The organism is Paraburkholderia franconis, from assembly GCF_009362735.1.
Classification (GTDB): Bacteria; Pseudomonadota; Gammaproteobacteria; order Burkholderiales; family Burkholderiaceae; genus Paraburkholderia; species Paraburkholderia franconis.
Genome location: NZ_WHNP01000012.1, coordinates 44,278 through 68,389 on the forward strand (window position 1 = coordinate 44,278; position 24,112 = coordinate 68,389).

A 24,112-nucleotide genomic window follows, 5' to 3' on the forward strand; every position below is an offset into this window, starting at 1 on the left:
ATCAGGCTCGCTGCGCGTGCGCCTTCAATTCATCGAACGAAGCGATCTTGCCGGCGAGTGCGCTGGCCACGACAGTTGGCGGACTCGCGAGCCAGACCTGGCCCGGACCCGAGCGGCCCGGGAAATTGCGGTTGATCGCGCTGATCGTGACCTGGCCCGCGTCCACGGAAGCGCCCGGCCCGCAATTGGCGCATGCGCCGCATGACGGTTGCAGCAGAATGGCGCCCGCCTGCTCGAATGCCTCGATGTAGCCGCTTCGCACGCAGTAGTCCCTCACATCCGACGTGCCGAACTGGAGGTACAGCTTCACGCTCGACGGGACACGCAGGCCACGCGCAGCAGCCCATGCGAGGACTTCGTGATAGTGGTCGAAGTCTTCTCGCTTGCCGGCGGTGCACGAGCCGCCATAAGCGATATCGACGCGAGGGCGTTCAACGAGATCGCGCAGCGCGACGCCGTTGCCCGGATCGCCGGGTGAGGCGAGCATCGGCGTGATGCCCGTACAGTCGATTTCGATCACCTCGGTGTAGCTTGCGCCTGCATCGCTGCGCATCCACGGTTCGATCACGAAGTCGAGGCCGCGCCGCGCCTTGAGAAAGCGCACGGTTTCTTCATCGGGGGCGACGATGCCGGTCAAGCCGCCAAGTTCGGCCGTCATGTTCGTCAGCGTCGTGCGTTCGTCCGTCGTGAGTTGCGCGATCGCGGAGCCCGCGAACTCGAACACTTTGCCGACGCCTGTGCCGGCGCGGATTCTCGGGTCGGCGAGCAGATGCAGCACGAGGTCCTTCGCGGTAACGCCGGCTGGAATGGAGCCGTTGAAATCGACACGCAGCGATTGAGGCACGGTCATGCGCACCGCGCCGGTGACGAACGCATTCGCCATATCGGTGGTGCCGACGCCAAACGCCACGCACCCGAGCGCGCCGCTATGCGGCGTGTGCGAATCCGTGCCGACGATGAGTTGACCCGGCAGCGCGTAGCGCTCGGCCATCATCGCGTGCGAGATGCCTTCGGAGCCTTCGCTGAAACGCCCGTCGATCTCGCTGAGATAGCCGTGATTCTTCAGCCCGTGGTCTTGAGCGAATTGCCTGTGCGCCGCGGATAGGTCGTTGACGTCGGGCAGCAGACCGTTTCTGATGTGAAGCTCGCTCTTGTGCGAATACGAAAGGTGGTCTTCGAAGGCAAGAATGGTTTCCGGCTGATACAGCGACAACGGCTTGCCGAACGTCGCATCCAGCATGTGTGTCGCCATGCCGGTGTAGTACTCGTGGATGAAGCGCCAGTCCGCGTGCACGAAAACGCCGGAGCCGGGCGCGAGCGATGCGCCCGTTCCTTCTGTGCGCAGCGCGTGACGCTCGATGATTTTCTGGGCGAGCGTGCGTGGCTCGCCATCGATGGCGCGATCCGCAACCGCGATATGCCGCATGTTTTGCGCGCCATAGCGCAGCAAGCCGCCGCTTCTGAGAATCGATGCGGACAGCACGTCGCGCGACGCGACGAGTTCCTCGATGTCGATCGGCTCGCCGCGCCGGATGCGGTCGATCAGCCCGAAATCCGTCGACGTGAAGAGTCCGAGGTTGTCCGCGTTCTGACGATAGATCCGTTCGAAGCTCTTCGCGATCACGAGCCGGATGCCCGCGCGATATTCGGCGAGCGGACTATGCTCGCGCGACGATCCTTTGCCGTACCGGTTGCCCGCGACCGTCACGCAGAAACGGCCGTTGCGGATCGCGTCGGCACCGATGGGACTGCGTCCTCCCGTGTGAAAGCCGAGATAGGGAAAGCGGCCAAGACGCTCGTCGAAGCGGGTGAGCACGCTCATCGGCGTGATCTCGTCGGTCGAGACGTCGTCTCGCAGCGTGCCCGCTGTCGCCTCGGTCAGATCGAGGCCATCGAGTTGCCGTTCGACCTGTTCCGGGTCCTGGCAAAGAAACAATACCCGGCCCGTCAAATCCAGTTTCGCCATCCGATTTCTCCTTGAACGGAAATCTAGACGGCGGCGCGGACGCGCAAGAAGTGCTGGATCGGCAAAGGGGGCATCGCAAACCGCGATGTCCTCGTTAACCCTCGGCGTGCGTCAGCGAGTCGATCAATGCCTGCACGGCCTTCAAGCGTGAAGACTTCCTGAGCGCATGAACCCGCAGGCTGCGACGGGCCGCCCATGGCTCGTTGAGCGGGCGTCGCACGAAGCCGTGCGATCCGGCGAACGCGGACGCGGCACTCGTCGGCACAATGCCGATGCCGAGTCCTGCTTCCACCATCCGGCACTGCGCGTCGAAACTGTTGACCGTCACGGCCAGCTTGAGCGGCGTGCGAATGGCGTCGGCGCGCTCGTTGATGATCTGATCGAGCGAGCCGCCGGCCTGAAGGGCGACGAGCGGAAAGCGGATGACATCGGTGAAGGCAGGCGCATCGAGCGCGGCAAGTTCGTGATCGAGCGGCAGCACGACCATCAGCGGATCATCGGCGAAGTGCCACGAATCGAGGCCGCCGGATATCTTGCCGCTCGCGCAGATGCCGACGTCGGCGCGGTCGTCCACGCACGCGCGGATCACCTCATCGCTGATCTGTTCCGTCAATGCGATCTGGACAAGCGGGTATCGGGCCTGAAATGCTTTCAGCCGCTCGGGCAGGAAGCCGACGATCGCCGATGCATTCGCATACAGCCGCACGATGCCGGCGACCTGGCCGCTGAGCGACTGTACCTCGCGTGCCAGCGATTGCAACTGGTCATGCAGTGACACTGCGCGCGCGAAGGCGTGGCGGCCCGCCTCCGTCAACTCGACACCCGACGGGGAGCGGATGAGCAAGGTAAGGCCCATGGCGGTTTCGAGATCCGCGATGCGCCGGCTGAGCGCGGAAGGGGCAATGTGATTGCGGCTGGCCGCGCGAGCAATCGAGCCCTCCTGCACCACGGAGATGAACAGTTCCAGGCTGTATGGATCGATTCGCACGCCGCCAGAATCCTCGTCGAGTTTGATGGCTTCTCGTATGGGCACATCGAAGCACGGCGTCAGCGTTTTTTGCGCAACGCCCGTTTCTCCACACTCAGGTGCTTCGACTGCCCGACAGCGGCAATAGTAGCAGCCGTGCTTTTGCGATCGTAGGCGGCTGCTGTTCAGCGGCTAGTGCTTGTGTCTGTTACGGAATGGCGATCGGTTCGTCATTTTTTCAGCCTTCCGATGGAGCGATGGCAGTCCGTCGCGGCGATACGGAGAGTCGCTTTTACGGCTTGCTCCAGACCTGTTTCCAACACATGAGGAACGTACCGCGAGCGTCCCTCGATACGGCTCCTTCGACCGGACACGCGGACCCCGTCAGTGCGGGGCCGTAGTGAGCGACTTCTCTGTCGGCATCGGCGAGTGCATCGGCGGGCACACGGCCCCAAATCGACAGGCTGGCGAGTACGCCCGCACAGCCAACCAGGATAACGACAGTACGTTTCAATCGCGGTGTGGGGTGGGCGATCAGATCAAATGCAAATGACATGGGGAGCCTCGTCTGCAGGGGACGTATGAGCGCTCTTATCGGCACCGGCTTCTGAAACCGTAGGGCTTCGTCAAATTATTTTTCTTGTGCCAGATCGTGAGGAGAAAACGGCAAGCCCCACGCAAATTTTGCGTCTGTTTTATAGGGCTTTAGCTTCCGTTCGTGAAGCGTTGAATTAGAACTTCGACGAAGGCTCGCGCGCTGGCCAACTGGTGACGGCGGTTATGCCTTCACGCGCACAACTGCTTGCCTTTTCGCCGAACGCCGTCGCGTATTCGAGCATTCCCTCACCCGACATTCCGCGAAGGATTTGCGTTGCCTGCTTCTGCGTGACATGGCGAACCAACCGTCAAGGCGGCATTGCCGCGAATGAGTATCTGCTTGCCCAGATTGAAGGCGAGCAACGGTAAAGCATGACGCGTGCGTCATCGAGCGACACGGCAAGGGCGCCCTGGACTTCCCGTCCGAGGCTCAAGTCCAGGCACGTCCAGCCCGAAAGGAGTGTGCCCTTGTTCGAAGCGTGCCAGTGGCCTTCGCCGAGTGCGAGAGCATCTTCTGTCGTATAAGAGGTGGGCTCGACAAGAAGGCCACTGCCGAGCGCCTTAAGCAGAGCCTCTTTTCGCGTCCAGATGCTAAGGAAGGCCGCCGCCGAATCGATTCGTGCTGCCGCAAGCACGCCTTCCTCTACGGGAGAAAAGACGCCGCGTCCGACGTTCACGAAGTCGATGCAGTCGATCCGTCGCTCGACGTCGATGCCGACGCGGCAATTCAATGCAAAAGCAAGCAGGGCGATCCCGTCGGTATGGGAAACATTGAATGCGAGCCTCGTACCGCGTGGCCGCTGCAACGCGGGCTTGCCGAGCCTGGATACGTTGAAGCGCAGCGATTCGGGTTTGCTGCGCAGGTAAACGCCGATCAGCCAGCGGAGCATGCTCCGTCGGGCAATAAAATTGTTGCGGTCGCTTTCATGCCTGTACGCTCGTGCGTGCTGTCGTTCGTCCAGCGAAAGCGTGTAGCCGAGGGACGAACATGCCTGTCCGATGACATGTTCGTCCAGTATCCACACATGAACGGCTTTGTCCGGCAAAAAGAGCTGGCTCGGATCAGACAGTGAAAGACATCCCGCATTTCGTGCGATTCGCGCTGTAACAACATCGTGCTGCATGCCAAAACCCCGCCGTGTCACGCGTTCGCCATTGCCCTGTCCAGCAGCGCCGCGACGACCCGCAGGTTCGGCTCGACCAGCATATCGTCATGGCTGCCGGATACCTCTGCAATCATCAGGCCGCCGCGCGCGACGCGCTGCCATAGAAGCATCGGATCGCCATGCTCGTCCAGCCGGGTCGTTGCACGCACATACAAAATCGGTCCAGCGTTGTAAGGGGGCGGCTGATAGCGGGTCATCGCCAGCACCAACGTTTCGCGCACCTGTCTGAGCGCCGGCGGAAACACCGCTGTCGTCGCGTCCGGCCGCAGTCTCATGCGGCCGAGGTGCATTTGCACGTGATCCGCTCCGACGATGAGCCGCCCAGCCAGATATCCGACCATTCGCGATGCAGGCACCCTACGCAGCTTGCGCCATTGGCCGTGTATCCGGCCGTACCAATGGTGCATCCGTGCGCTCCACGGCAGCCAGCGCTCGTAGACATAGGGATCGAGCAAACACAGCATGCCGACGTGGTCGCCAGCGCGCTCCAACTGTTGCGCGATCTCGAACGCGATCAGCCCGCCGAGCGAATAGCCTGTCACCGCGTACGGCCCATTCGGCTGCACGGCGCGCATCTCGTCGATGTAGCAGGCTGCCAGTTCTTCGACGTGCCGCTGGGTCGGCTCACCTCCGTCAAGGCCGCGTGCCTGCAGTGCAAAGACCGGACGCGGGCTGCGGAGTGCGTGGACCAGCGCCCAGCATTCCATCGCCGAGCCGCTCAAGCCATGCACGAGGAACAGCGGCGCTCCAGTTCCCGCGCGCATGGGCACGAGAATCGGCGACGATGGCAGCGGTGTGCGATCTTCGATGATCCCGGCGAGGCGCGAGATCGTCGGCGCGATCACCAGCGTCGCGAGTGGCATCGTGTAGCCTGTCGACTGACGTACTTCGGCGAGCAGCCTTGCGGCAAGGAGCGAATTGCCTCCTAGTTCGAAGAAATTGTCATCGCGACTGATCGGCGCAAAGTCGAACAGCTTCTCCCACAGTGCCTGCAAATGTCGTTCGAGTTGCTCGCGCGAATCGCCGGCTGGCGGAAGCTTTCGAGTCGCCAGTTTGAGCGCCGGATGGTTCCGGATCGCGTCGAGGCATTCGGGATTGCGCAGCGCCGTGACATTGATGGCCGGCAAGCCGTTGATCACATCGTGAGCGGATCGTTCGGATAGCTTGCCGTTGTGCGTGACGGGCAATGCATCGACGGCGATGATCCGGTCCGGAACGTGCGCTGGCGACGCGCGGTGCGCGAGATCGCGGCGTATTCGGGCGACCAGCGTGCCCGTCAGCGTAACGCCATCCTGCAGGACCAGCAGCAGTACGATGCGCGCGTCAGGCGGTTGAGCGCATGCGTGATCGGTTGGCGCGTCGCTTCGCTGCTGCTCGACGACCATCGCTTCGCGAATCTCCCGGATATCGTTCAGCACGCGATAGATCTCGGCGGGAGCGATCTTGCTTCCGCGCACATTCAGTATTCCGTCGGAACGGCCATGCAGGCGGGCTGTGCCTTCAGACGAAAACTCGATCAGATCGCCGTGCGTCCACACACCCGGGTTACGGGAAAAATAGGCCGAGTGAAAGGCCGCACCGTCCACGTCGCCATAAAACCCGAGCGGACGTGACGGAAACGGATTGATGCAGACGAGTTCGCCGATTCCAGTAGTGCGCTCTCCCTGATCCCACGCCTGAACGTCGAGCGCAAGACTCTTGCATTGGGCTTCCCCTGCATAGACCGGCAAATCGGGATTTCCCAGCACGAAGCAGCCGAGGATATCGGTGCCGCCCGAGATCGACTGGAGCGGCAGCGGCTTCACGTGATCGCGTACCCAGGCAAACTGCGTGTCGTACAGCACCGCGCCGGTCGACATCATCGCGCGAAGTGCGCCTGTGTCGAACTGCCGTCCTGGCTCCAGGCCCGCGTCCTCGCACATCTTCAGATAAGCGGGGCTCGTGCCGAACACAGTGACACGCTCATCGGCGACGAGACGCCACAACACATCGATCGTGGAGATCGGTCCGTCATAAGTGACGATTTCGACGCCAGATGCAAGCGCCGATAACTGCCAGTTCCACATCATCCATGCGCACGTGGTGTGGAAGTACATCCGGTCGCCGGGCCGCAGATCGCAGTGCAGCCGATGCTCCTTCAGGTGCTCGAGCAGACTGCCGCCGGCGCCGTGCACGATGCACTTCGGCTTGCCGGTCGTGCCCGATGAGAACATGATGAAAAGCGGATGATTGAACGGAAAGCACGGCCACTCGAAGCGCGCGGCGTCGCCCCCGTCGATCAGCTCGCCAAGCGAATAGACGCGCTGCCTGATTGTGCCCGGCAAGTCATTTCCGTCGTCGAGGCAGACGAGGCCCTGCAGCGAGGGAAGCGCAGCCGTCAGCACGCCGACTTTAGCTGCGACTGGCATGCCCGTGTCGAAATCGCGCGCCGCGGTGTGCGCGAACAGTAGCCGAGGTGCGAGCGGCGTGAAGCGATCGAGGATTGCCTCGGCGCTCATTTCGGGGGCAGCGGACGAAAAGGTTGCGCCGAGCGCGGTCACTGCCAGCGCGGTAACAGCTGCGTCAGCGTCGTTGCGCATGACGGCGACCACGCGGTCGCCGTCGCGCAGCCCCAATTTCGAAAGCGCGTGTGCAAGACGTGCCACGCGCTCGCGCAGTTCGCCACGAGTCAGATGTACACGTCGCCCATCCGCGTGACATGCCGTGAGCGCGGGTGCAGTGGCCGGTGCAACCGACAGGTTAAGCAGATTGGCAGCGTAGTTGAGCTGCACCTCTGGAAAGAAGCATGCATGCTCGCACGCGTCGCCGATGCAAACCGGCTCGATGCCGCCGGATACTTCGAGCCCTTGCGACCACTCAACGAAGCATCGCCAGAAAGTGCGAAAGTCTCGCACCGAGAAATCGTGTAACGATTGGTAGTTATCGAGGGCTTTGCCAGTGCGCGCCTGTAGCGCTGCAGTAAATGCAGTCAATTGCGATGTTACCGGGCGCTCGGACGTTTCCTTATAAACTGGAATTCGTCCCGCGGCGACGCTTGTGCACTGCGGCGCATCGGGCAGGTGAAGACAGTCCATTTAAAGCTCCATCAACGTCTTTTTTTCAAAACGAGTTTGTCGAACGGGCACGAATGCACCGGTCGTTATTCCACGAAGAGGAAGTCGCCATTACTGCATTGCCGACTGCCTTGGCCGTTTCCTTGCGCGGCGTGTACCGGTACTGTGACCATTGCATTTGTTGTGCCCACACGCGATGGCTGTCTTCGACTCATGGCCGTGATCTTCCGCTGCGGCATGTTCAGATGAATCCCTCTGAACAGACATCCGTGGTCATAGGCGATATTCTGCGTACCTTTCCCGTGATGAAACCAACGTCAAGAGCTGCCACGCGCTTCATACCCGCAGAGCAGTGCACTTGGTTCGCAGAGCGGAGAAGTAACTTTCAGGTCCCACACGCGCTGCAATCGATCGCGCGGGACAAGCTGCCGTTCAACGCAAAACCGCAATGCTCATTAGCGATCGCGACGTCGAAACGACGCGTCTCATTCAGTCCATTAGCGCACAAAGAGGTTTTCGATGAGCCAGCCCATTAGCGACCTCGATCAGTTGCTAGCGTCTATGCATCCCGAACTGAACGAGGGTGTCTACGTCTTTGCGTCGGTACCAGTTGAAACCGACGTCAAGGCATTAATGCCTGTCGCGACCTTTTGCGAGAAAGAAGGCCTGACGCTTGTCGTGGAGGAACAGATAGCAAAGCGGGCAGGATTGGATGTCCTCTTCCGCTGTGCGTGGATTACGCTCACGGTGCATTCGGATTTGCAGGCAGTGGGCCTGACTGCAGCTTTTGCAAAAGCACTCGGCGAGGCGGGCATTAGCTGCAACGTGATAGCGGCCGCGTATCACGATCATATCTTTGTATCCGTCGATTCGGCGAAGAACGCCATGGCGCAATTGATTCTCTTGCAGCAGCGGGCGCGAGAGAGCAGTTCACGATAGGCTGACTCACTTCGTTGATAGCCGGAGTGAGTGTACTTCGCCCGCAAAGACAGGCGAGAACCTGTTCTCGATGCAGGACACGCGCAACCTGATCCGCTACGGCGGCATGCGCGCCGATCGCGACTGGCTGCAGTTCGACTGCGCGTTGAGCTATGGGCTCGTCGAATATCTGCGCACGCTCGACATGCTGCATCAGCATGGCTGGTCGGCGAGCCGCTGCATTCCGCACGGCGGGCATCAGATGTCGCTGAACATCGCGGCGGGGCTCGGGCTCGGCGGCAATGAGTCGTATCGCGATCTGTTTCAGCCGTTCGGTGGCTTTCCCGACGGCGTGAAAGTTGAGAACGGCTATCTCACGATGCCGGATCTTCCCGGCACCGGCTTCGAAGGCAAGGCGGATCTCTACGCGATCATGCAGCAGCTGTCTGCATGAGTTCCGCCTTGTGTTCCGCCGCGTAGACGCGCGGCGCGCAACGCTCATGCGTCTCGCTGATTCTCGCTGCGTTGTCCGATCGCATCGACTTCGGCGAGCGTCGCGTCCGTCAGCTTCAATTCGCCGGCCTTCAAGTTCTCGCGCAGATGCGCGACGGACGACGTGCCGGGAATCAGCAGTATGTTCGGCGCACGATGCAGCAGCCACGCGAGCGCGAGTTGCATCGGCGTCGCGCCGAGTTCGCCCGCCAGGTTCGACAGCGCCGACGACTGAATCGGCGTGAATCCGCCGAGCGGAAAGAACGGCACGTACGCAATGCCTTTGGCCGCGAGTTCGTCGACGAGCGCATCGTCGTCGCGATGAACGAGGTTGTAGTGATTCTGCACGCAGACGATCTCCGCGATGCGCTGCGCTTCGGCAATCTGCGTCGCGGTGGCGTTGCTCAGGCCGATGTGCCGCACGAGACCTTCGCGCTGAAGCTCGGCGAGCGCCACGACCTGCTTTTCGATCGAGCCTTCGCTCGGGCTGTGAACGCTCCCCATGATGCGCATGTTGACGACGTCGAGCGCGTCGAGCCCCAGGTTGCGCAGATTGTCGTGCACGCCGCGACGGATATCTTCCGGCTCGAACGCGGGCAGCCACGCGCCGTCGTCGCCGCGCACCGCACCGACCTTCGTGACGATCAGCAGATCGTCGGGATACGGATGCAGCGCTTCGCGGATCAACTGGTTCGTGATGTGCGGCCCGTAGAAATCGCTCGTATCGATGTGATTGACGCCCGACGCGATCGCCTCGCGTAGCACGGCGATGCAGGCGTCGCGGTCCTTCGGCGGCCCGAATACGCCGGGCCCCGCGAGCTGCATGGCGCCATAGCCGATCCGGCGAATCTGGCGGCCGGCAAGCGTGAAGTGATCCGCTGACTTGAACTTCGACATGATGCTCTCCTTGTTGAACGCCACCAGTTTGATCCGGTTGCGCTGTTGAATAAAGCGACCTAAGGTGTACGGGTTGTTGAAAATTTTGAACAATGGCCATGGAACTCAACGATCTCGCCGCCTTCGTCTCGGTCGCGCGCGCCGGCGGCTTTCGCGACGCCGCGCGTATCAGCGGCGTCTCAGCATCCAGCCTGAGCATCGCCGTTCGCCGGCTCGAAACGAAGCTCGACTTGCGGCTGCTGAACCGGACCACGCGCAGCGTCGCGCCGACGGAAGCGGGACAGCGCCTGATCGACAGGCTGACGCCGCTCTTCAGCGAAATGGAAGCCGCGCTCGATGTGCTGAATGTGTTCAGGGACAAGCCGAGCGGCACCCTAAAGCTGAACGTGCCGTCGAGCGTGGCGCGCATCGTGTTGCCGTCCGTCATCGCACCGTTCCTCGCTGAGTATCCCGACATCCGCGTGGAAGTGGTGGTCGAGGATGGTTTCGTCGATGTGCTGTCGATCGGCTGTGATGCGGGCATCCGCTACGACGAGCGTCTCGAGCAGGACATGATCGCCGTTCCCATCGGACCGCGCGTGCAGCGTTTCGCGACGGCCGCGGCGCCCGGCTATCTCGACGCGCACGGCAGGCCCCAGCATCCGCGCGATCTGCTCGCTCACGCGTGTCTGCGCGGCCAGTTCGCGGGCGGTGCAATGCCGACATGGGATTTCGAGCGCGACGGCGAAGTGGTGCGTCTCGATCCGTCGGGGCCGCTCGTCGTCAGGCCGGGCGCCGCGATCGATCTTGCTGTGAGCGCGGCGGTCGCGGGCGTGGGTGTCATCCATCTGTTCGAGGGCATGCTGCGGCCACATCTCGATAGCGGTGCGCTGGAGCCGATTCTCGAAGCGTGGTGGCAGCCGTTTTCAGGGCCGTTTCTGTACTATCCGGGCCGCCGCCATTTGCCCGCGCCGTTGCGCGCGTTCGTCGATTTCCTGAAGGCGCGGGATGCGCCCGATGCGCCCGCTGCACCTTCGCGCCGCTGACGATAGAGTTATCCCTTTCGACGGATGGACCGGCCCGCGCGCACGGCCTTCGCTGCCGACGCGACTGTTCCATCCGTTCGCCCGCAACTCAATCCGCCGAGGTTCACTGCCATGAAGGAGCTGCTGAACGATCCGTCGCGCGTCGTGCGCGAAATGCTCGAAGGTCTCGCCATGCTCGCGCCCGATACCGCGCTGCTGCATGACGCGAACGTCGTCGTGCAGCGCGATCTGCCGGCGCCGCACGCGCGGCGCGTCGCGGTCATTTCGGGCGGCGGCAGCGGGCACGAGCCGGCCCACGCGGGCTACGTCGGTGAAGGCATGCTCGCGGCGGCCGTATGCGGCGAAGTGTTCACGTCGCCGTCGACGGATGCCGTGCTCGCGGCGATCCGCGCGTCGGCGGGACCGAACGGCGCGCTGCTGGTCGTCAAGAACTACACGGGCGACCGCCTCAACTTCGGCTTGGCGGCGGAGTTGGCGCGCGCCGAGGGACACTCGACGAAGTCGCGGCGCTCGCGCGCGAAGCCGCGAACGCGATCGGCACGATGGGCGTCGCGCTCGACGGCTGCACGCTGCCGGCCACGCGGCAGGCGAGCTTCTCCCTCGCCGACGACGAGATCGAACTCGGCCTCGGCATTCACGGCGAGAAGGGCGTGCAGCGCACGCAGCCGATGCCCGCCGACGAACTGACAGAGACGCTGCTCACGGCGATCGCCGACGATCTGCAACTGGCGGACGGCGAGCGTGTCGTGCTGCTCGTCAACGGGCTCGGCGCGACGCCGCCGATGGAACTGGCCGTCGTCGCGCGCGCGGCGATCAACGGTCTTCGGCAGCGCGGGCTTGTCATCGAGCGCGCGTGGTGCGGCACGCTGCTGTCGGCGCTGAACATGCCGGGCTGTTCGATCTCGGTGATGCGTGTCGACGACGCGCGCCTCGCGCTGCTCGATGCGCCGACTAGCGTCGGCACGTGGCGGGACACGGGGCGCGTGAACGTCGACGGCGCGGTGGGCGTCGCGTCGCATGCGAACGGCGGCGCAGTATCGGGCGAAGCCACGGCGACGCGTGCCGCGCAGCGCTCGACGTTGCAGCATGCGTTCGACGCAGCCGCGCGCGCGTTGATGGGCGCCGAAGCGCGCCTCACCGAACTCGATTCGAAAGCGGGCGATGGCGACCTGGGCTCGAGCATGAAGCGCGCGGGCGAAGCGGTGCTCGCGATGCCGGATACGGCGTGGCCTTCGGAAGCCGACGCGCTCGCGGAACTCGCGGTGACGTTGCGGCGCGCGATTGCGGGCAGCTCGGGGCCGTTCTATGCGACGGCGTTGCTGCGCGCGTCGCGCCGTCTCGCGGAAAGCCGCGCGGCTTCGGCATCCGATTGGGCCGACGCGTTCGATCTCGCCGTCGGCGCGATCGCGGAACTGGGCGGCGCGCAGCCCGGCGAGCGCACGATGCTCGATGCGCTGCGGCCCGCGGCCGACGCGTTCTCCGCCGCCGTTCGCAACGGCCGGCCGCTCTCCGATGCGTGGGCCGCCACCGTCGATGCTGCGCAGAAAGGCGCGGACGCGACAGCGTCGATGATGCCGCGCGTCGGACGCGCGAGTTATCTCGGCGAGCGTGCCGTCGGCGAACCGGATGGCGGCGCGGTGGCGGTCGTTTGCTGGTTGCGGGCGCTGACGCCGTTCGTCTGCTGATCAATCGACGCGCGATAGCACCTGATCGTCGATCGACGATGAGAGTGCCGCGCGTTCACGCACGCTGCGCGGCGCGATTCGCAACGGGCCAGGCGGCGAAGCGCTGCCGCGCGCAGTCGTCCACTCACACGCGGCCGTGCAGATGGGCGTTCGCCATCTGTGGAACGACAACGACACGAGTCCTTACACGATCGTTGTGTTGCGCGTCAGCCTTCGCGGCGGCACGCAACGCATCGCATCATGTGGACGTCACTGAGCGCCGAGCTTCTTGATCAGCGCATCGAGTTGCGCCATTTCATCTTCGGTCAGATCGGTCAGCGGCGCGCGCACCGGGCCCGCGTCGCGGCCGACCAGCTTCGCGCCCGCCTTCACGATGCTCACCGCGTACCCCTGTCGACGATTGCGGATCGCGAGATACGGCAGGAAGAACTCGTCGAGCAGCTTGCCTGTCGTCGCGTGATCGTCGGCGGCAATCGCGCGGTAGAACGCCATCGCCGTCTTCGGAATGAAGTTGAACACGGCCGACGAATAGACGGGGACGCCCAGCGCCTTGTACGCGGCTGCGTAGACTTCCGCCGTCGGCAGGCCGCCGAGGTACGAGAAGCGGTCGCCCATGCGCCGGCGAATCGTCACCATGCTTTCGATGTCGCCCACGCCGTCCTTGAAGCCGATCAGGTTCGGGCACTTGTCCGCGAGACGTTCTAGCGTGTCCGCGTTGAGCTTCGAGTTCGCGCGGTTGTAGACGATCACGCCGATGTTCTTCACCGCGTTGCACACCTGCTCGACGTGCGCGGCGATGCCTTCCTGCGGCGCTTCCGTCAGATAGTGCGGCATCAGCAGCACGCCGCTCGCGCCGAGGCGCCCGGCTTCCTGCGCGTATTCGATCGCGACGCGCGTCGGGCCGCCCGCGCCCGCGAGAATCGGCACCTTGCCCTTGCAGGTCTCCGTCGCGGTGCGGATGACGTTCGTATAGTCGGACTTCGTCAGCGAGAAGAATTCGCCCGTGCCGCCCGCCGCGAAGAGGGCCGTCGCGCCATACGGCGCGAGCCATTCGAGACGCGCCGCGTAGGTATCGGCGCGGAAGTTGCCGTTGCTGTCGAAGTCGGTGACGGGGAACGACAGAAGGCCTTCGGAAACGATCGCTTTGAGTTCTTGAGGCGTGGTCATGGTTCGCTTTGAATGTCGGTGAATGTGCTGCGGTCATGCTGGCCGCGTTGTTTCGGCGTTCCGGTTTGATTCGCTGTCAGCGCGCGATCGGCGTGCAATCAGCACGCCATCAGCGCGCGGCAAGCCGACATCAGCGCACGAGGCAAGGGCGCTTGTTGTCGAACTTCCAGTTCGGAATCAGGTACTGCATCGCGACACCGTCGTCGCGCGCGCCCAGTCCATGCTGCTGATACAGCGTGTGCGCCTGTTCGAGCGCATCCATGTCGAGCTCGATGCCGAGGCCGGGCCTGGCTGGCACCTTCACCTTGCCGCCGACGATCTGCAGCGGATCGCGCGTCAGATACTGGCCGTCCTGCCAGATCCAGTGCGTGTCGATCGCGGTGATCTTGCCCGGCGCGGCGGCCGCGACGTGCGTGAACATCGCGAGCGAGATGTCGAAGTGATTGTTCGAGTGCGAGCCCCATGTGAGGCCCCAGTCGTTGCACAACTGCGCGACGCGCACCGAGCCTTGCATCGTCCAGAAATGCGGGTCGGCGAGTGGAATGTCGACCGATTGCAACTGGATTGCGTGGCCCATCTGGCGCCAGTCGGTTGCGATCATGTTGGTGGCCGTCGGCAGGCCCGTCGCGCGGCGGAACTCGGCCATCACTTCGCGGCCCGAATAACCGTTCTCCGCGCCGCATGGGTCTTCGGCGTAGGCGAGTACATCGTGCTTGTCGCGGCACAGGCGGATCGCTTCCGCGAGCGACCATGCGCCGTTCGGATCGAGCGTCACGCGTGCATCGGGGAAGCGTTCGGCGAGCGCAGTGACCGCTTCGATTTCGGCGTCGCCGGCGAGCACGCCGCCTTTCAGCTTGAAGTCGTTGAAGCCATAGCGCGCCTGCGCCGCTTCCGCGAGACGGACGACGGCTTCGGGCGTCATCGCTTCTTCGGTGCGCAGGCGTTCCCAGTCGTCGCGGCCTTCGGCGCCGCTCGCATACGGCAGGTCCGTTTTGTTGCGGTCGCCGATATAGAACAGATAGCCGAGCATTTCGACTTCGTCGCGTTGCTGGCCTTCGCCGAGCAGCGCTGCGACGGGCACGCCGAGATGCTGGCCGAGCAGATCGAGAAACGCGGCTTCGAGCGCCGTCACTGCGTGGATCGTCGTGCGCAGGTCGAAGGTCTGCAGGCCACGGCCGCCCGCGTCGCGATCCGCGAACTGCTTGCGTACCTTGTTCAACGCTGCGTACAGATTGCCGACAGACTGGCCGACGACGAACGGACGCGCATCGTCGATGGTCTTGCGGATATTCTCGCCGCCCGGCACTTCGCCGACGCCCGTATTGCCGGCGCTGTCGCGCAGGATCACGATGTTGCGCGTGAAGAACGGGCCATGCGCGCCGCTCAGGTTCATCAGCATGCTGTCGCGGCCGGCGACGGGCACCACGCGCAATTCGGTGACGGTCGGCGCGCCTTGTGTTTGGGATGCGATCGTAGACATGAAAGTCGGTCCTGAGGTTCGGTGCTGGGAGGTCAATGAGTGGGTTCAGCAGACGTCGCGCGTTTGGCTGGCTGCGTCTGTGGAATGATTTCGACCCAGTTCGCGCCGCGTCCGCCTTCGCAGCGCGACAGCAGGGCAAGCGCGCGTGAGTCGGCGTCGATCGCATATACGGCGACCTGCGTCGATTGCTCTCCGCACGCGACGAGGAAGCGTCCGCTTGGGTCGATCCTGAAGCCGCGCGGTTGCGTTTCGGTGTCGGTGTAGCCCGCATAGTCGAGCGATCCGTCGTCCGTCACGCGATAGCCGATCAACCGGCTCGTCGTGCGCTCGGCGACGAAAACGAAACGTCCGTTGGGCGTGATCTGGATGTCGGCGGCCCAGATGAGCGTCGATGGATCGACCTGAGCGCCCGCAGTGCCCGGAGCAAGCGGACGCGCGCGGCCGTCGCGCAGATGAGCGAGCGCCGTTGCACGCGGTGCAACCGAGCGTTCCGTGAGCGTGCCCGTTTCGCCATCGCGTGCGAACACGGCGACCGTCGCGCGAAACTCGCTCGATACGTAGAGCTTGCCGCCATCCGGCGAAAAGCGCAGATGACGCGGACCGAAGCCAGGCTCGACGCGCACCTTCTGCGCGAGTTCGAGCCGCGCATCGGCAGCGCGCTCGACGATCGCGTAACACGACACCGTATCCGAGCCGAGCGACGCGACGTACGCAAAGCGGCCATCCGCGGAGGCAACGATCGAATGCGCGTGCTCGATGCCTTCGATCGCGTGAACGGGATCGACGTGCGCGTCCGCATGAACATCGGCGGCGCGATACAGGCTCACCGAATGCTCGCCGTACGATGCGCCGAGCAGCCATGCGCCCGACGGCGTCAGCGACAGATAGGCGAGGCTGGATGCAATGGACGTCGTTCGCAGCCGCGTGAGACTGCCCGTGCCCGAATCGACGGAATACGTGACGATGGTCCGCTTCGCTGCGCGTGTCGCCGCGTGGAGCATGCTGTCGTCGGCGGACAGCGCCATCGGCATGACGGCCTCGCCAGCGGGATGACGCGCGACGCGCTCGATGTGGCCCGTCGGAGCGTCGACGCGGAACACGGCAAGATCGCCGTCCGCCGCGTTCGAGACGATTACGAAGAACGATGCGGGAGTCGGGTCGCTCATGATGTGCGTGCGTTCATCCGACGATCCGGCATGCGCAGTGGACGCGTCATCGTCATTTCTGCTGCTGTCCGATCTCGTGATCGGCGAGATACTCCAGCGCGCGGACCATGCCCGAGTGATCCCATGCGTTGCCGCCATGTGCCGAGCACGCATTGAAAAGTGCCTGACAGGTGGCCGTATTCGGCAGCGAGACGCCGAGCGCCTGCGCCGTCGAAAGCGCGAGGTTCAGGTCCTTTTGATGCAGCTCGATACGGAAGCCCGGATCGAACGCGCGCTTCGTCATCCGTTCGCCGTGCACTTCGAGAATGCGCGACGAAGCGAAGCCGCCCATCAGCGCCTTGCGCACCTTCTCGGCATCGACACCTGCTTTCGATGCCAGCAGCAGCGCTTCGCCGACAGCTTCGATCGTCGCCGCGACGATGACCTGATTGGCCACCTTGCAGATCTGGCCCGCGCCCGCTTCGCCGATCAGCGAGACGTTCTTGCCCATCATGTCGAAGAACGGCTTGACGGCATCGAACGCGGCTTGCGAACCGCCCACCATGATCGTCAGCGATGCGGCCTTCGCACCGACTTCGCCACCGGAAACGGGCGCGTCGAGATAATCGGCGCCCTTCTCGCGCACGCGCGCAGCGAAGTCGCGCGTCGCGATCGGCGAGATCGAGCTCATGTCGACGACGATCTTGCCTTGACGCAGCTTGCTTGCCACGCCGTTCTCGCCGAACAGCACGCGTTCGACGTCGGGCGTGTCGGGCACCATGATGAAGATCATATCCGCTTTTTCCGCGACTTCGGCGGGGCTGCTGCACGCGAGCACGCCCGCTTGCGTCAGCTCGTCCGGCACGCCGCTGCGCGTGAAGGCGGCAAGCTCGACACCGTTCTTGCGAAGATTGGCCGCCATGGGCTTGCCCATGATGCCGAGTCCGATGAAGCCTGCTTTTTTCATTCGCTACTCCAGATAATGTGAAGTGAGGGGCGTTCCGCTCAGTCCGGCATGAAATGCTTCCGGACGCCTAGCGCGGCGTTGCGCAAAAGCCCCATGTCGGCGCACACGGAAACCAGCGTGCTGCCCATCGCGAGATAGCGTTCGGCGTCCTGCTGCACGGGCGCGAGGATGCCCGAGGCTTTGCCCGCTGCTTTCGCCCGCTCGAACACATGCGCGATGGCCTGCTGGACGTCGGCGTGCGCCGGATTGCCGAGATGGCCGTATGCGGCAGCAAGGTCCGACGGTCCGATGAAAACGCCATCGACGCCTTCGACCGCCGCGATTTCGTCGATCGCCTCGACGGCCGCGCGGCTCTCGATCTGCACGACGACGCAGATGTTTTCGTTGGCGACGTGCAGATAGTCGGCCACGGTGCCATAGCGGTTGCCGCGCTGACTGACCGACACGCCGCGAATGCCGTGCGGCGGATAGCGGGTGGCGGCTACGGCGCGACGCGCATCGTCCGCGCTGTCGACGAACGGAATCAGGAAATTGAAGAAGCCCAGGTCGAGCATGCGCTTGATGATCACGCTGTCGTTGGCGGGCGGCCGAACCACGGGCGCCGAACGGCTGTCTTTCAATGCCATCAGTTGCGGGATCAACGTGAGTTCGTCGTTGGGCGCGTGCTCGGCGTCGAGCAGGAGCCAGTCGAAACCCACGGTGCCCAGCAGTTCGGTCGTGATCGGGCTGGCAAATGACGCCCAGCAGCCGATGAGCCGGTCGCCGCCTCTGACGGCGGTACGAAAGCTGTTCGGCAGCGGTTGATATGGGGACGGCTGGGTCATCTCATTCTCCTGTCGGCCAGAGTGGGCGCATTAGCTCTTGCTCTGGTCCCATGCAAGCTGGTTGCCCGGCTGGCGAACCCCGCACGGCGAATCTCGTCCTGCGGGAACATGGTATGTCATAGGACGTCTGAACACAAGATAAGTCGTCAGTTGACCTGGAGGAAGGCTGGTAAACCCTGAATTCGTTCGCAAGACATCCCCAAGAGGCCTGCAAGGCGGCCACGCGGAAGGGCACGCACGGCTGGGTTTGCGTTAAGTTATATGATGACTGATGCCAGTTGGGCGAATGGAGAAAAAACCGCGCACCACGAGGACTTTCCGGCAGAGCCGTTGCCGCAGCCATTGTCCGGCGACAATCCGTTCAGCCAACGGCGTCGCCGCGAAGCACGATCGCCGCCGCGCGATCATCGGATGCGCTGCGCAAAAAAAAGCGGCCACATGCAGGCCGCTCCCCTGATTGCGTGCTCTCGACGGCTCACGTCGTGCGAGTCGCCGCTTCTTCCGCCTGAGCGCTTGCACGGCGCAAGCGTTCACGGCTGCTCGACAGATGCATGCGCATCGCGGCGCGCGCCCCGTCGGGGTCTTTGCGCGCGATCGCATCGAGAATGTTTTCGTGTTCGAGATTGACCCGCGCCATATACGCGCTGAGATCGCTTTGCGCGAGCCCCGGCGAATCCACGCGATGCCGTGGAATCAGCGCCGTACCCAGTTGCGTGAGGATGTCGACGAAATAGCGATTGCCCGTCGCGCTCGCAATCGAAATGTGGAATCGCAAGTCGGCGGCCGTGCTGTCGCCGCCCGCGCGGCTCGCTTCTTCGACGGCATCGAGCGCCTCGCGTATCTTCGCGATATCGCGTTCGCTCGCGCGTTGGGCCGCGAGCCCCGCGCATTCCGTTTCGAGGCTGATGCGCAATTCCAGCACCGAGAGCACGTCGTTCAGCGTGGTCGCGGGGACCATCTCCAGGCCCAGCGGCTCGCGACGCGGCTCGAGTACAAAGCTGCCGATGCCGTGGCGCGTTTCGATCACGCTATTCGCCTGCAGTCGCGAAATGGCTTCGCGTACCACGGTGCGGCTCACGCCGAGCAACGACATCAGAGTGGTTTCCGTCGGCAGTTGATCGCCGGGCTTGAGCGCGTGCGATGCAACCTGCTCGTTCACATACGCGACGACCTGATCAGCAAGACTCCCGCGTACCCGCCTTGGGGTCGAACCTGGTGCTGCAGACGCGGCCATGAAACGCTCCTCGGGGATTCAGATTTGTCTTCATTATACGTTGTCCTACAACGCGAAAGCGGGGCGTAGTTACGAATTGACCGGCCGTTTAAAGGCGAATAGGTGCTGGTTTGTATCGCTATTCGTGGCTTCATCGCGCGTCTCGTCGGACATCGCATCGGAACGGCTGCGCGACTGGTGCGCGTTTCGTTGCAGCTGCAAGCATCCACAATCCGGCTCACGTGTCCAACGTGATGCCCGCCAAAAACGTCACTTCGTACGCAAGCGCTTGTGGCACAGTCCGCGCCGGGAAAACGTCCATGCGGTCCGCGTTCGCCGTGCGGTATATTGCGAGCCTGATCTGCCAGCGCACATGAGGCGGTCAAATCCGTCGCCGCCGACGAGCCGGGATGGTTCTCATGTCGCCAGACCGCTATCGGAACCGTATGCCAGCCTTTGATCTCCGCACCGTCATTCTCATGTCGTCAGTCATGCCTGGGCTGATGTCGCTCGTGATGTTTTCGCTGGGCCGTGGTTTTCCGACGAACATTCGAGGCGTCGGGCATTGGGCGTCGGGGGCGTTGATCGTGTCGGTGTCGGCGATCATGCTCGCGCTGCGCGGCGGCATCGCCGACTGGCTTTCGTTTCTCGTCGCCAATGTCGGCATGATCCTCGGCACGGGGCTGTGGATGATCGGCAGCCAGCTGTTTCTCGGGCGCCCTCCGTCGCGGCGCTTCATTGCCTTGCTGCTGATCGTCGGCGTGATCGCGATGAGCTGGACGACGTGGGTGCAGCCGTCCGCAGCGGGCCGCACGCTGTGGATGTCGTTGATCCTGACCTTGACCTACGGAACGCATTGCGTCGTGATGCTGCGTTTCGGCCGCGGCAGCAACACCGCGCTATTCGTCGGCTCGATGCTGCTGGTCCAGGCGACCGTGACGGCTGCGCGAGTCGTGACGATGTTCATGCCGTCATGGGCGAATGCCGGGCTCTTTTCGGCGGACGTTTTCCAGAAGATCTATCTGACGACGAGCGCGCTGATGTCACTGACAGTGACGGTCGGCCTGCTGTTCGCGGCAATGGACCGGCTTCGCAATCAGCTCGAACAGCACTCCTTCATGGACCCGCTGACGGGCTTGCTGAATCGCCGCGCCTTTCTGAGCGCGCATCAGCAGGAACGCGAAAAGACCATGCGCACAGGCGGACTCCTTTCGCTGATGCTGATCGATCTCGATCACTTCAAGCAGGTGAACGACACGTACGGGCACGCGACGGGCGATCGCATCCTGATCGACTTCGCCCGACGCGTCGCCGACATGCTGCCGGAGCACGGCCACTTTGCGCGCTGGGGCGGCGAGGAATTTGCCGTGCTGCTGCCGCGCGCGCAACCCGACGAGGCGAGCGAGCAGGCCGAAATCATCCGGCGACGAGTCGCGCAGAAAGAGGATGAGTCGCTGCCTGGCTATACGTGCAGCATCGGCGTCGTGTGCATGGCCGCTGCCGACGCGACGATCGAGCAACTCGCGCGCGATGCCGACGAAGCGCTGTACGGCGCGAAGCGCGGCGGCCGGAACTGCGTACGGATCAGCGATCACGTGATCCTGCTTTAGGCGCGTCGTCTCGGCGAACGCCATGAAAAGCCGAATTTGCGCGGCGAGCGTCAGCCGCTCGCGAACGGGCAGCGTCCTGTAACGGGCGCGTTGTCGTCGGGCAGGCAATACTGCTTCCATTCACGCGTGCCGGGATCGCCGTAAAAGCCGATGTCGGGATGCGCGGGCATCGCGTCGTACGCGAGCATTCGCGCGTGGATCTGCCGGCGCACTTCGGCGCTGATCGGCTTGCCGGTGGCGAGGTCGGTGAACAGCTCGCGCGGCTGGAATAGCAGCAACATTCCGCTGCCGATCACGCGGCTGCGCCGCTTGCGATAGGTCGGGCTCGTGCCGACAACGAACATCTTGCGGCCGCCGAACGAGAACTCCCACCACGGGTCATCGGGATCGGCGGGCCGCATCGGCACCTCGTCGGCATCGTGGAGGCGCCGCAGTATCGACCAGAAGCGCCGCAGAAAATCGGCGTGCGATGTGAGCTCTGGGTCCGGCGCGCAAAACATCGCGAGACTGTGCCGCACGAGCGACGCATCGCGTCCCAGCTCGACGAAACGGCGCATCGTCGTGCGCGCCACCTGCGGATGCTGGCCGTCGAACGCGTAGAACATCTCGCCGCGGCGCTCGGCTGCCTGGCCGAAGAAGCACGGATAATCCGGCTGATCGAGCGTCATGCGGTAGCTGTGATACGCGTCGCGCCACCATGCGGGTAGCGCGCTCGCATTCGACACCGTGATGTTCAGGATGCGTTCGGTCCACGGCGTGGACCTGGCTTTCAACGATGCGGCTTCGGGTGATATCGCCATGCTTGCTCCGGACGAAGTTCGGTGTGTCTGTCGGCAAGGTTGTGGGCGCACGTTAGGCGCGCTGGAAGTTTGGCAGTCGCTTGACGGGATGTGCTCAATGGGCCGGCCGGCTACGACCACGCGAGCAAAGACGGCGCCGGTCATTGATGCGCGAGCAACCAGTGCTCGACGAGCGCCTTCACGAAGCCCGTATTCGAAGTACGCGACGAGCGGGAACAGAACGATCCGGACGATGAACGTGTAGACGATATCGGTGTTCATCGGTTGCCGGACGGGCCAGTGCAGCAGCGGCCAGCGCCGTTCGAGCGGAGTGCACAGCAGATAGCCGAGGGCGACTTGCAGCACGCCGCATCCGGCGAACAGCAGCCATGCCGCACCGAAGGACTGCTGCGCTGCCGATCCGAACAGACGAGCGATGCGCGGCACCAACGCACCGGTATCGGGGCAGACAAGCAACGCAGAGGGCACAGGCAACTCCATTGCGTTCGACTGAGGACCCGGTGGCAATGCATGTGGGCGCAACGAGAATCGACGTTATTGGGCAGCGTGGACGGCGCCGCAAGAACGTCTCTTGCACCGGGACGTGACAAGGACTGTGCGTCCCTCTTGCGTGACAGGTCGGTGGCGTGTGGATGGCAGGATTGCCAGAAAGAGTGCGTGTCGAATCTTATCTACCCATGAAACGCCGGCGCAGCGATAAATCGCTACCTGAAAACGGGCGCTCGACTATCATCTTGCTGTCGAAAATTTCAGCGTAAAATCCGGCTTTCGCCGCGATGTGCCGGCCTAAAGCCATCGCATCAGGCCATCACGTCAGCGATGCATGTGGATCTTACTACTCTTTATTTCCTCGCGATCGGAACCCTTCTCGCCAGTTGCGGGATGACCCTCTGGGAGCATCGCACGCATCCCATGCGCAGCAGGGAATTGAAAATACTGGCAGCGGGATACGCCACGCTTGCCATCGGCTGTGCGGTGGCGCCGTTGCGCCACGATCTGCCCGGCGTGACGGGCTCTGCGCTAAGCAACCTGATCATTGTTATCGGCTATCTGCTGATCCTGCACGGCGTCGCATCGTTGAGCAACCGGCAATACCGTGCAGGTTCGATCGGCATGCTCGTTTTATTGGCGCTGGCGTGGGCGGTTGGCGGCACGCGGGGGCAAGAGGCCATGTGGAGCTACGTGAGTGCGTTTCCGATCGCGGTGGCTTGCGGCATGACGTCTCGCGAACTGCTGCGATGCGACGGAATGAAAGGGATGCAATCGCGGCACATCGCTGCGATCGTGTCGGGCGCCCATGCGCTCTTCTATGCCGCGAGAGCATTTGTGTTGCCCGGTCTGGTGGCGTTGTATGGGCAACGTATGCTGCTGGTTGTCGGCAAGATCACGATCTACGAGGGCGTGCTGTATTCGGTCGTTCTGCCGATGACCTTGCTGAGGCTCGTGCGCGACGAAGCCCACGGTCAGCTTCTAAAGCAATCGCAGACGGATTATCTGACCGGTCTTGGCAATCGCAGATGGTTTTTCGAACAGGGCGCGCGCGTCATCCGCGACGGCGAAGCATCCCGGCCAGTCTCACTGCTTGCGTTCGACCTCGATCAATTCAAGGCGATCAACGATCGATACGGCCACGACACGGGCGATGAGGTTCTGAAGTCGTTTGGGGACGTCGCCCGCAGCGTATTGGGACGGGATGCGATTCTCGCGCGTATCGGCGGAGAAGAATTTGCCGCATTGCTGCCTCGACGTGACAGCGTTCGTGGCAAAGAGGTGGGCGAGGCCATCGTCAGGCGCTTCGCCGACACCGTCTCTCACAGGAAGAACGGCGTTGAGATCAGGGCCACGGTCAGCATCGGACTGGCGCAGTCCACAAGCGAAACGCTCACGCTTGCCGATCTGCTGGCAGCCGCCGATCAGGCGTTGTACAGCGCGAAATCGCTTGGCGGGAATCGGGTTGAAGTGGCGCAGACGGCCGCACGCCTGGGCTCATCCGACGACGATGAAGTTGCGTCTCGCCGCAGGCGTGCTGTTTAGCGCTGTTTAAACGCGGAAATTGCGAAGCCGTTGTCGTCGCATGGCTTCGGTCATTTCTGCCTTTTGAACGGCAACCTTTTAACGCCAACTTTTAACGCCAACTTTT

The 24,112-nt window shown here is 63.4% G+C and carries 17 protein-coding genes and 2 pseudogenes; 7 read left to right on the forward strand and 12 right to left on the reverse strand.

Annotation, left to right across the window (positions count from 1 at the left end; all coding sequences use genetic code 11):
- Window position 1: 1 nt before the first annotated feature.
- The 4 genes from GCT13_RS15155 to GCT13_RS15175 form a co-directional block, all read right to left on the reverse strand.
- The gene (locus GCT13_RS15155; protein ID WP_152759399.1) at window positions 2–1,966 is read right to left on the reverse strand and encodes an aconitase family protein; all 1,965 of its coding nucleotides are present in this window, start codon (window positions 1,964–1,966) and stop codon (window positions 2–4) included.
- A gap of 94 nt (window positions 1,967–2,060) precedes the next feature.
- Window positions 2,061–2,954, reverse strand: coding sequence for a LysR family transcriptional regulator (locus tag GCT13_RS15160; RefSeq protein ID WP_321574369.1), 894 nt, complete (start codon window positions 2,952–2,954; stop codon window positions 2,061–2,063).
- Window positions 2,955–3,838: 884 nt separating this feature from the next.
- The gene (locus tag GCT13_RS15170; RefSeq protein ID WP_152759403.1) at window positions 3,839–4,654 is read right to left on the reverse strand and encodes a 4'-phosphopantetheinyl transferase family protein; all 816 of its coding nucleotides are present in this window, start codon (window positions 4,652–4,654) and stop codon (window positions 3,839–3,841) included.
- A gap of 17 nt (window positions 4,655–4,671) precedes the next feature.
- Window positions 4,672–7,770 carry an acetoacetate--CoA ligase gene (locus tag GCT13_RS15175; RefSeq protein WP_152759405.1) on the reverse strand — a complete coding sequence of 1,033 codons (3,099 nt, stop codon included), beginning with the start codon at window positions 7,768–7,770 and terminating at the stop codon, window positions 4,672–4,674.
- A gap of 498 nt (window positions 7,771–8,268) precedes the next feature.
- Here GCT13_RS15175 and GCT13_RS15180 point away from each other — a divergent pair, with 498 nt between their 5' ends.
- Together GCT13_RS15180 and GCT13_RS15185 are read left to right on the forward strand one after the other, a co-directional pair.
- Window positions 8,269–8,688, forward strand: a complete 420-nt coding sequence (locus GCT13_RS15180) for an ACT domain-containing protein (RefSeq protein WP_152759407.1) — start codon at window positions 8,269–8,271, stop codon at window positions 8,686–8,688.
- Between the two features lie 40 nt (window positions 8,689–8,728).
- A pseudogene (locus GCT13_RS15185) lies at window positions 8,729–9,121 on the forward strand (enolase C-terminal domain-like protein); the annotation flags it as partial.
- Between the two features lie 44 nt (window positions 9,122–9,165).
- Here GCT13_RS15185 and GCT13_RS15190 read toward each other — a convergent pair.
- On the reverse strand, window positions 9,166–10,056 hold the full coding sequence (locus GCT13_RS15190) for an aldo/keto reductase family oxidoreductase (protein WP_152759409.1): 891 nt from the start codon (window positions 10,054–10,056) through the stop codon (window positions 9,166–9,168).
- A 98-nt stretch (window positions 10,057–10,154) separates the two neighbouring features.
- Between GCT13_RS15190 and GCT13_RS15195 the strand changes: the two genes are divergently transcribed.
- From GCT13_RS15195 to GCT13_RS49235, 3 genes and pseudogenes are all read left to right on the forward strand, one after another.
- A complete protein-coding gene (locus GCT13_RS15195; protein WP_152759411.1) occupies window positions 10,155–11,081 on the forward strand; it encodes a LysR family transcriptional regulator in 927 nt (308 codons plus the stop codon).
- Between the two features lie 171 nt (window positions 11,082–11,252).
- Window positions 11,253–11,977 (forward strand): annotated as a pseudogene (locus GCT13_RS49230) (dihydroxyacetone kinase subunit DhaK); the annotation flags it as partial.
- Window positions 11,978–12,292: 315 nt separating this feature from the next.
- On the forward strand, window positions 12,293–12,766 hold the full coding sequence (locus GCT13_RS49235; protein WP_265335291.1) for a DAK2 domain-containing protein: 474 nt from the start codon (window positions 12,293–12,295) through the stop codon (window positions 12,764–12,766).
- A 249-nt stretch (window positions 12,767–13,015) separates the two neighbouring features.
- Here GCT13_RS49235 and kdgD read toward each other — a convergent pair whose 3' ends face one another.
- The 6 genes from kdgD to GCT13_RS15230 all read right to left on the reverse strand — a co-directional run bounded on the left by kdgD (window position 13,016) and on the right by GCT13_RS15230 (window position 19,583).
- Window positions 13,016–13,933, reverse strand: a complete 918-nt coding sequence (kdgD, locus tag GCT13_RS15205) for a 5-dehydro-4-deoxyglucarate dehydratase (RefSeq protein ID WP_152759413.1) — start codon at window positions 13,931–13,933, stop codon at window positions 13,016–13,018.
- Window positions 13,934–14,063: 130 nt separating this feature from the next.
- The gene (gene gudD, locus GCT13_RS15210; protein WP_152759415.1) at window positions 14,064–15,413 is read right to left on the reverse strand and encodes a glucarate dehydratase; all 1,350 of its coding nucleotides are present in this window, start codon (window positions 15,411–15,413) and stop codon (window positions 14,064–14,066) included.
- Between the two features lie 32 nt (window positions 15,414–15,445).
- The gene (locus tag GCT13_RS15215; RefSeq protein ID WP_152759417.1) at window positions 15,446–16,579 is read right to left on the reverse strand and encodes a lactonase family protein; all 1,134 of its coding nucleotides are present in this window, start codon (window positions 16,577–16,579) and stop codon (window positions 15,446–15,448) included.
- A gap of 52 nt (window positions 16,580–16,631) precedes the next feature.
- Window positions 16,632–17,525, reverse strand: coding sequence for a 2-hydroxy-3-oxopropionate reductase (locus tag GCT13_RS15220; protein ID WP_152759419.1), 894 nt, complete (start codon window positions 17,523–17,525; stop codon window positions 16,632–16,634).
- Window positions 17,526–17,563: 38 nt separating this feature from the next.
- Entirely contained in the window at window positions 17,564–18,349 is a 786-nt protein-coding gene (gene garL, locus GCT13_RS15225) for a 2-dehydro-3-deoxyglucarate aldolase (RefSeq protein ID WP_152759421.1), read from the reverse strand.
- Between the two features lie 475 nt (window positions 18,350–18,824).
- The gene (locus GCT13_RS15230; RefSeq protein WP_152759423.1) at window positions 18,825–19,583 is read right to left on the reverse strand and encodes a FadR/GntR family transcriptional regulator; all 759 of its coding nucleotides are present in this window, start codon (window positions 19,581–19,583) and stop codon (window positions 18,825–18,827) included.
- 458 nt (window positions 19,584–20,041) lie between these two features.
- Here GCT13_RS15230 and GCT13_RS15235 point away from each other — a divergent pair, with 458 nt between their 5' ends.
- Window positions 20,042–21,172: a GGDEF domain-containing protein gene (locus tag GCT13_RS15235; RefSeq protein ID WP_227746852.1), complete on the forward strand. Its 1,131-nt coding sequence runs from the start codon at window positions 20,042–20,044 to the stop codon at window positions 21,170–21,172.
- A gap of 50 nt (window positions 21,173–21,222) precedes the next feature.
- Here GCT13_RS15235 and GCT13_RS15240 read toward each other — a convergent pair whose 3' ends face one another.
- Window positions 21,223–21,972 carry a YqcI/YcgG family protein gene (locus GCT13_RS15240; protein WP_152759427.1) on the reverse strand — a complete coding sequence of 250 codons (750 nt, stop codon included), beginning with the start codon at window positions 21,970–21,972 and terminating at the stop codon, window positions 21,223–21,225.
- Between the two features lie 819 nt (window positions 21,973–22,791).
- Here GCT13_RS15240 and GCT13_RS15245 point away from each other — a divergent pair.
- Window positions 22,792–24,006, forward strand: coding sequence for a GGDEF domain-containing protein (locus GCT13_RS15245; protein WP_152759429.1), 1,215 nt, complete (start codon window positions 22,792–22,794; stop codon window positions 24,004–24,006).
- Window positions 24,007–24,112 lie beyond the last annotated feature (106 nt).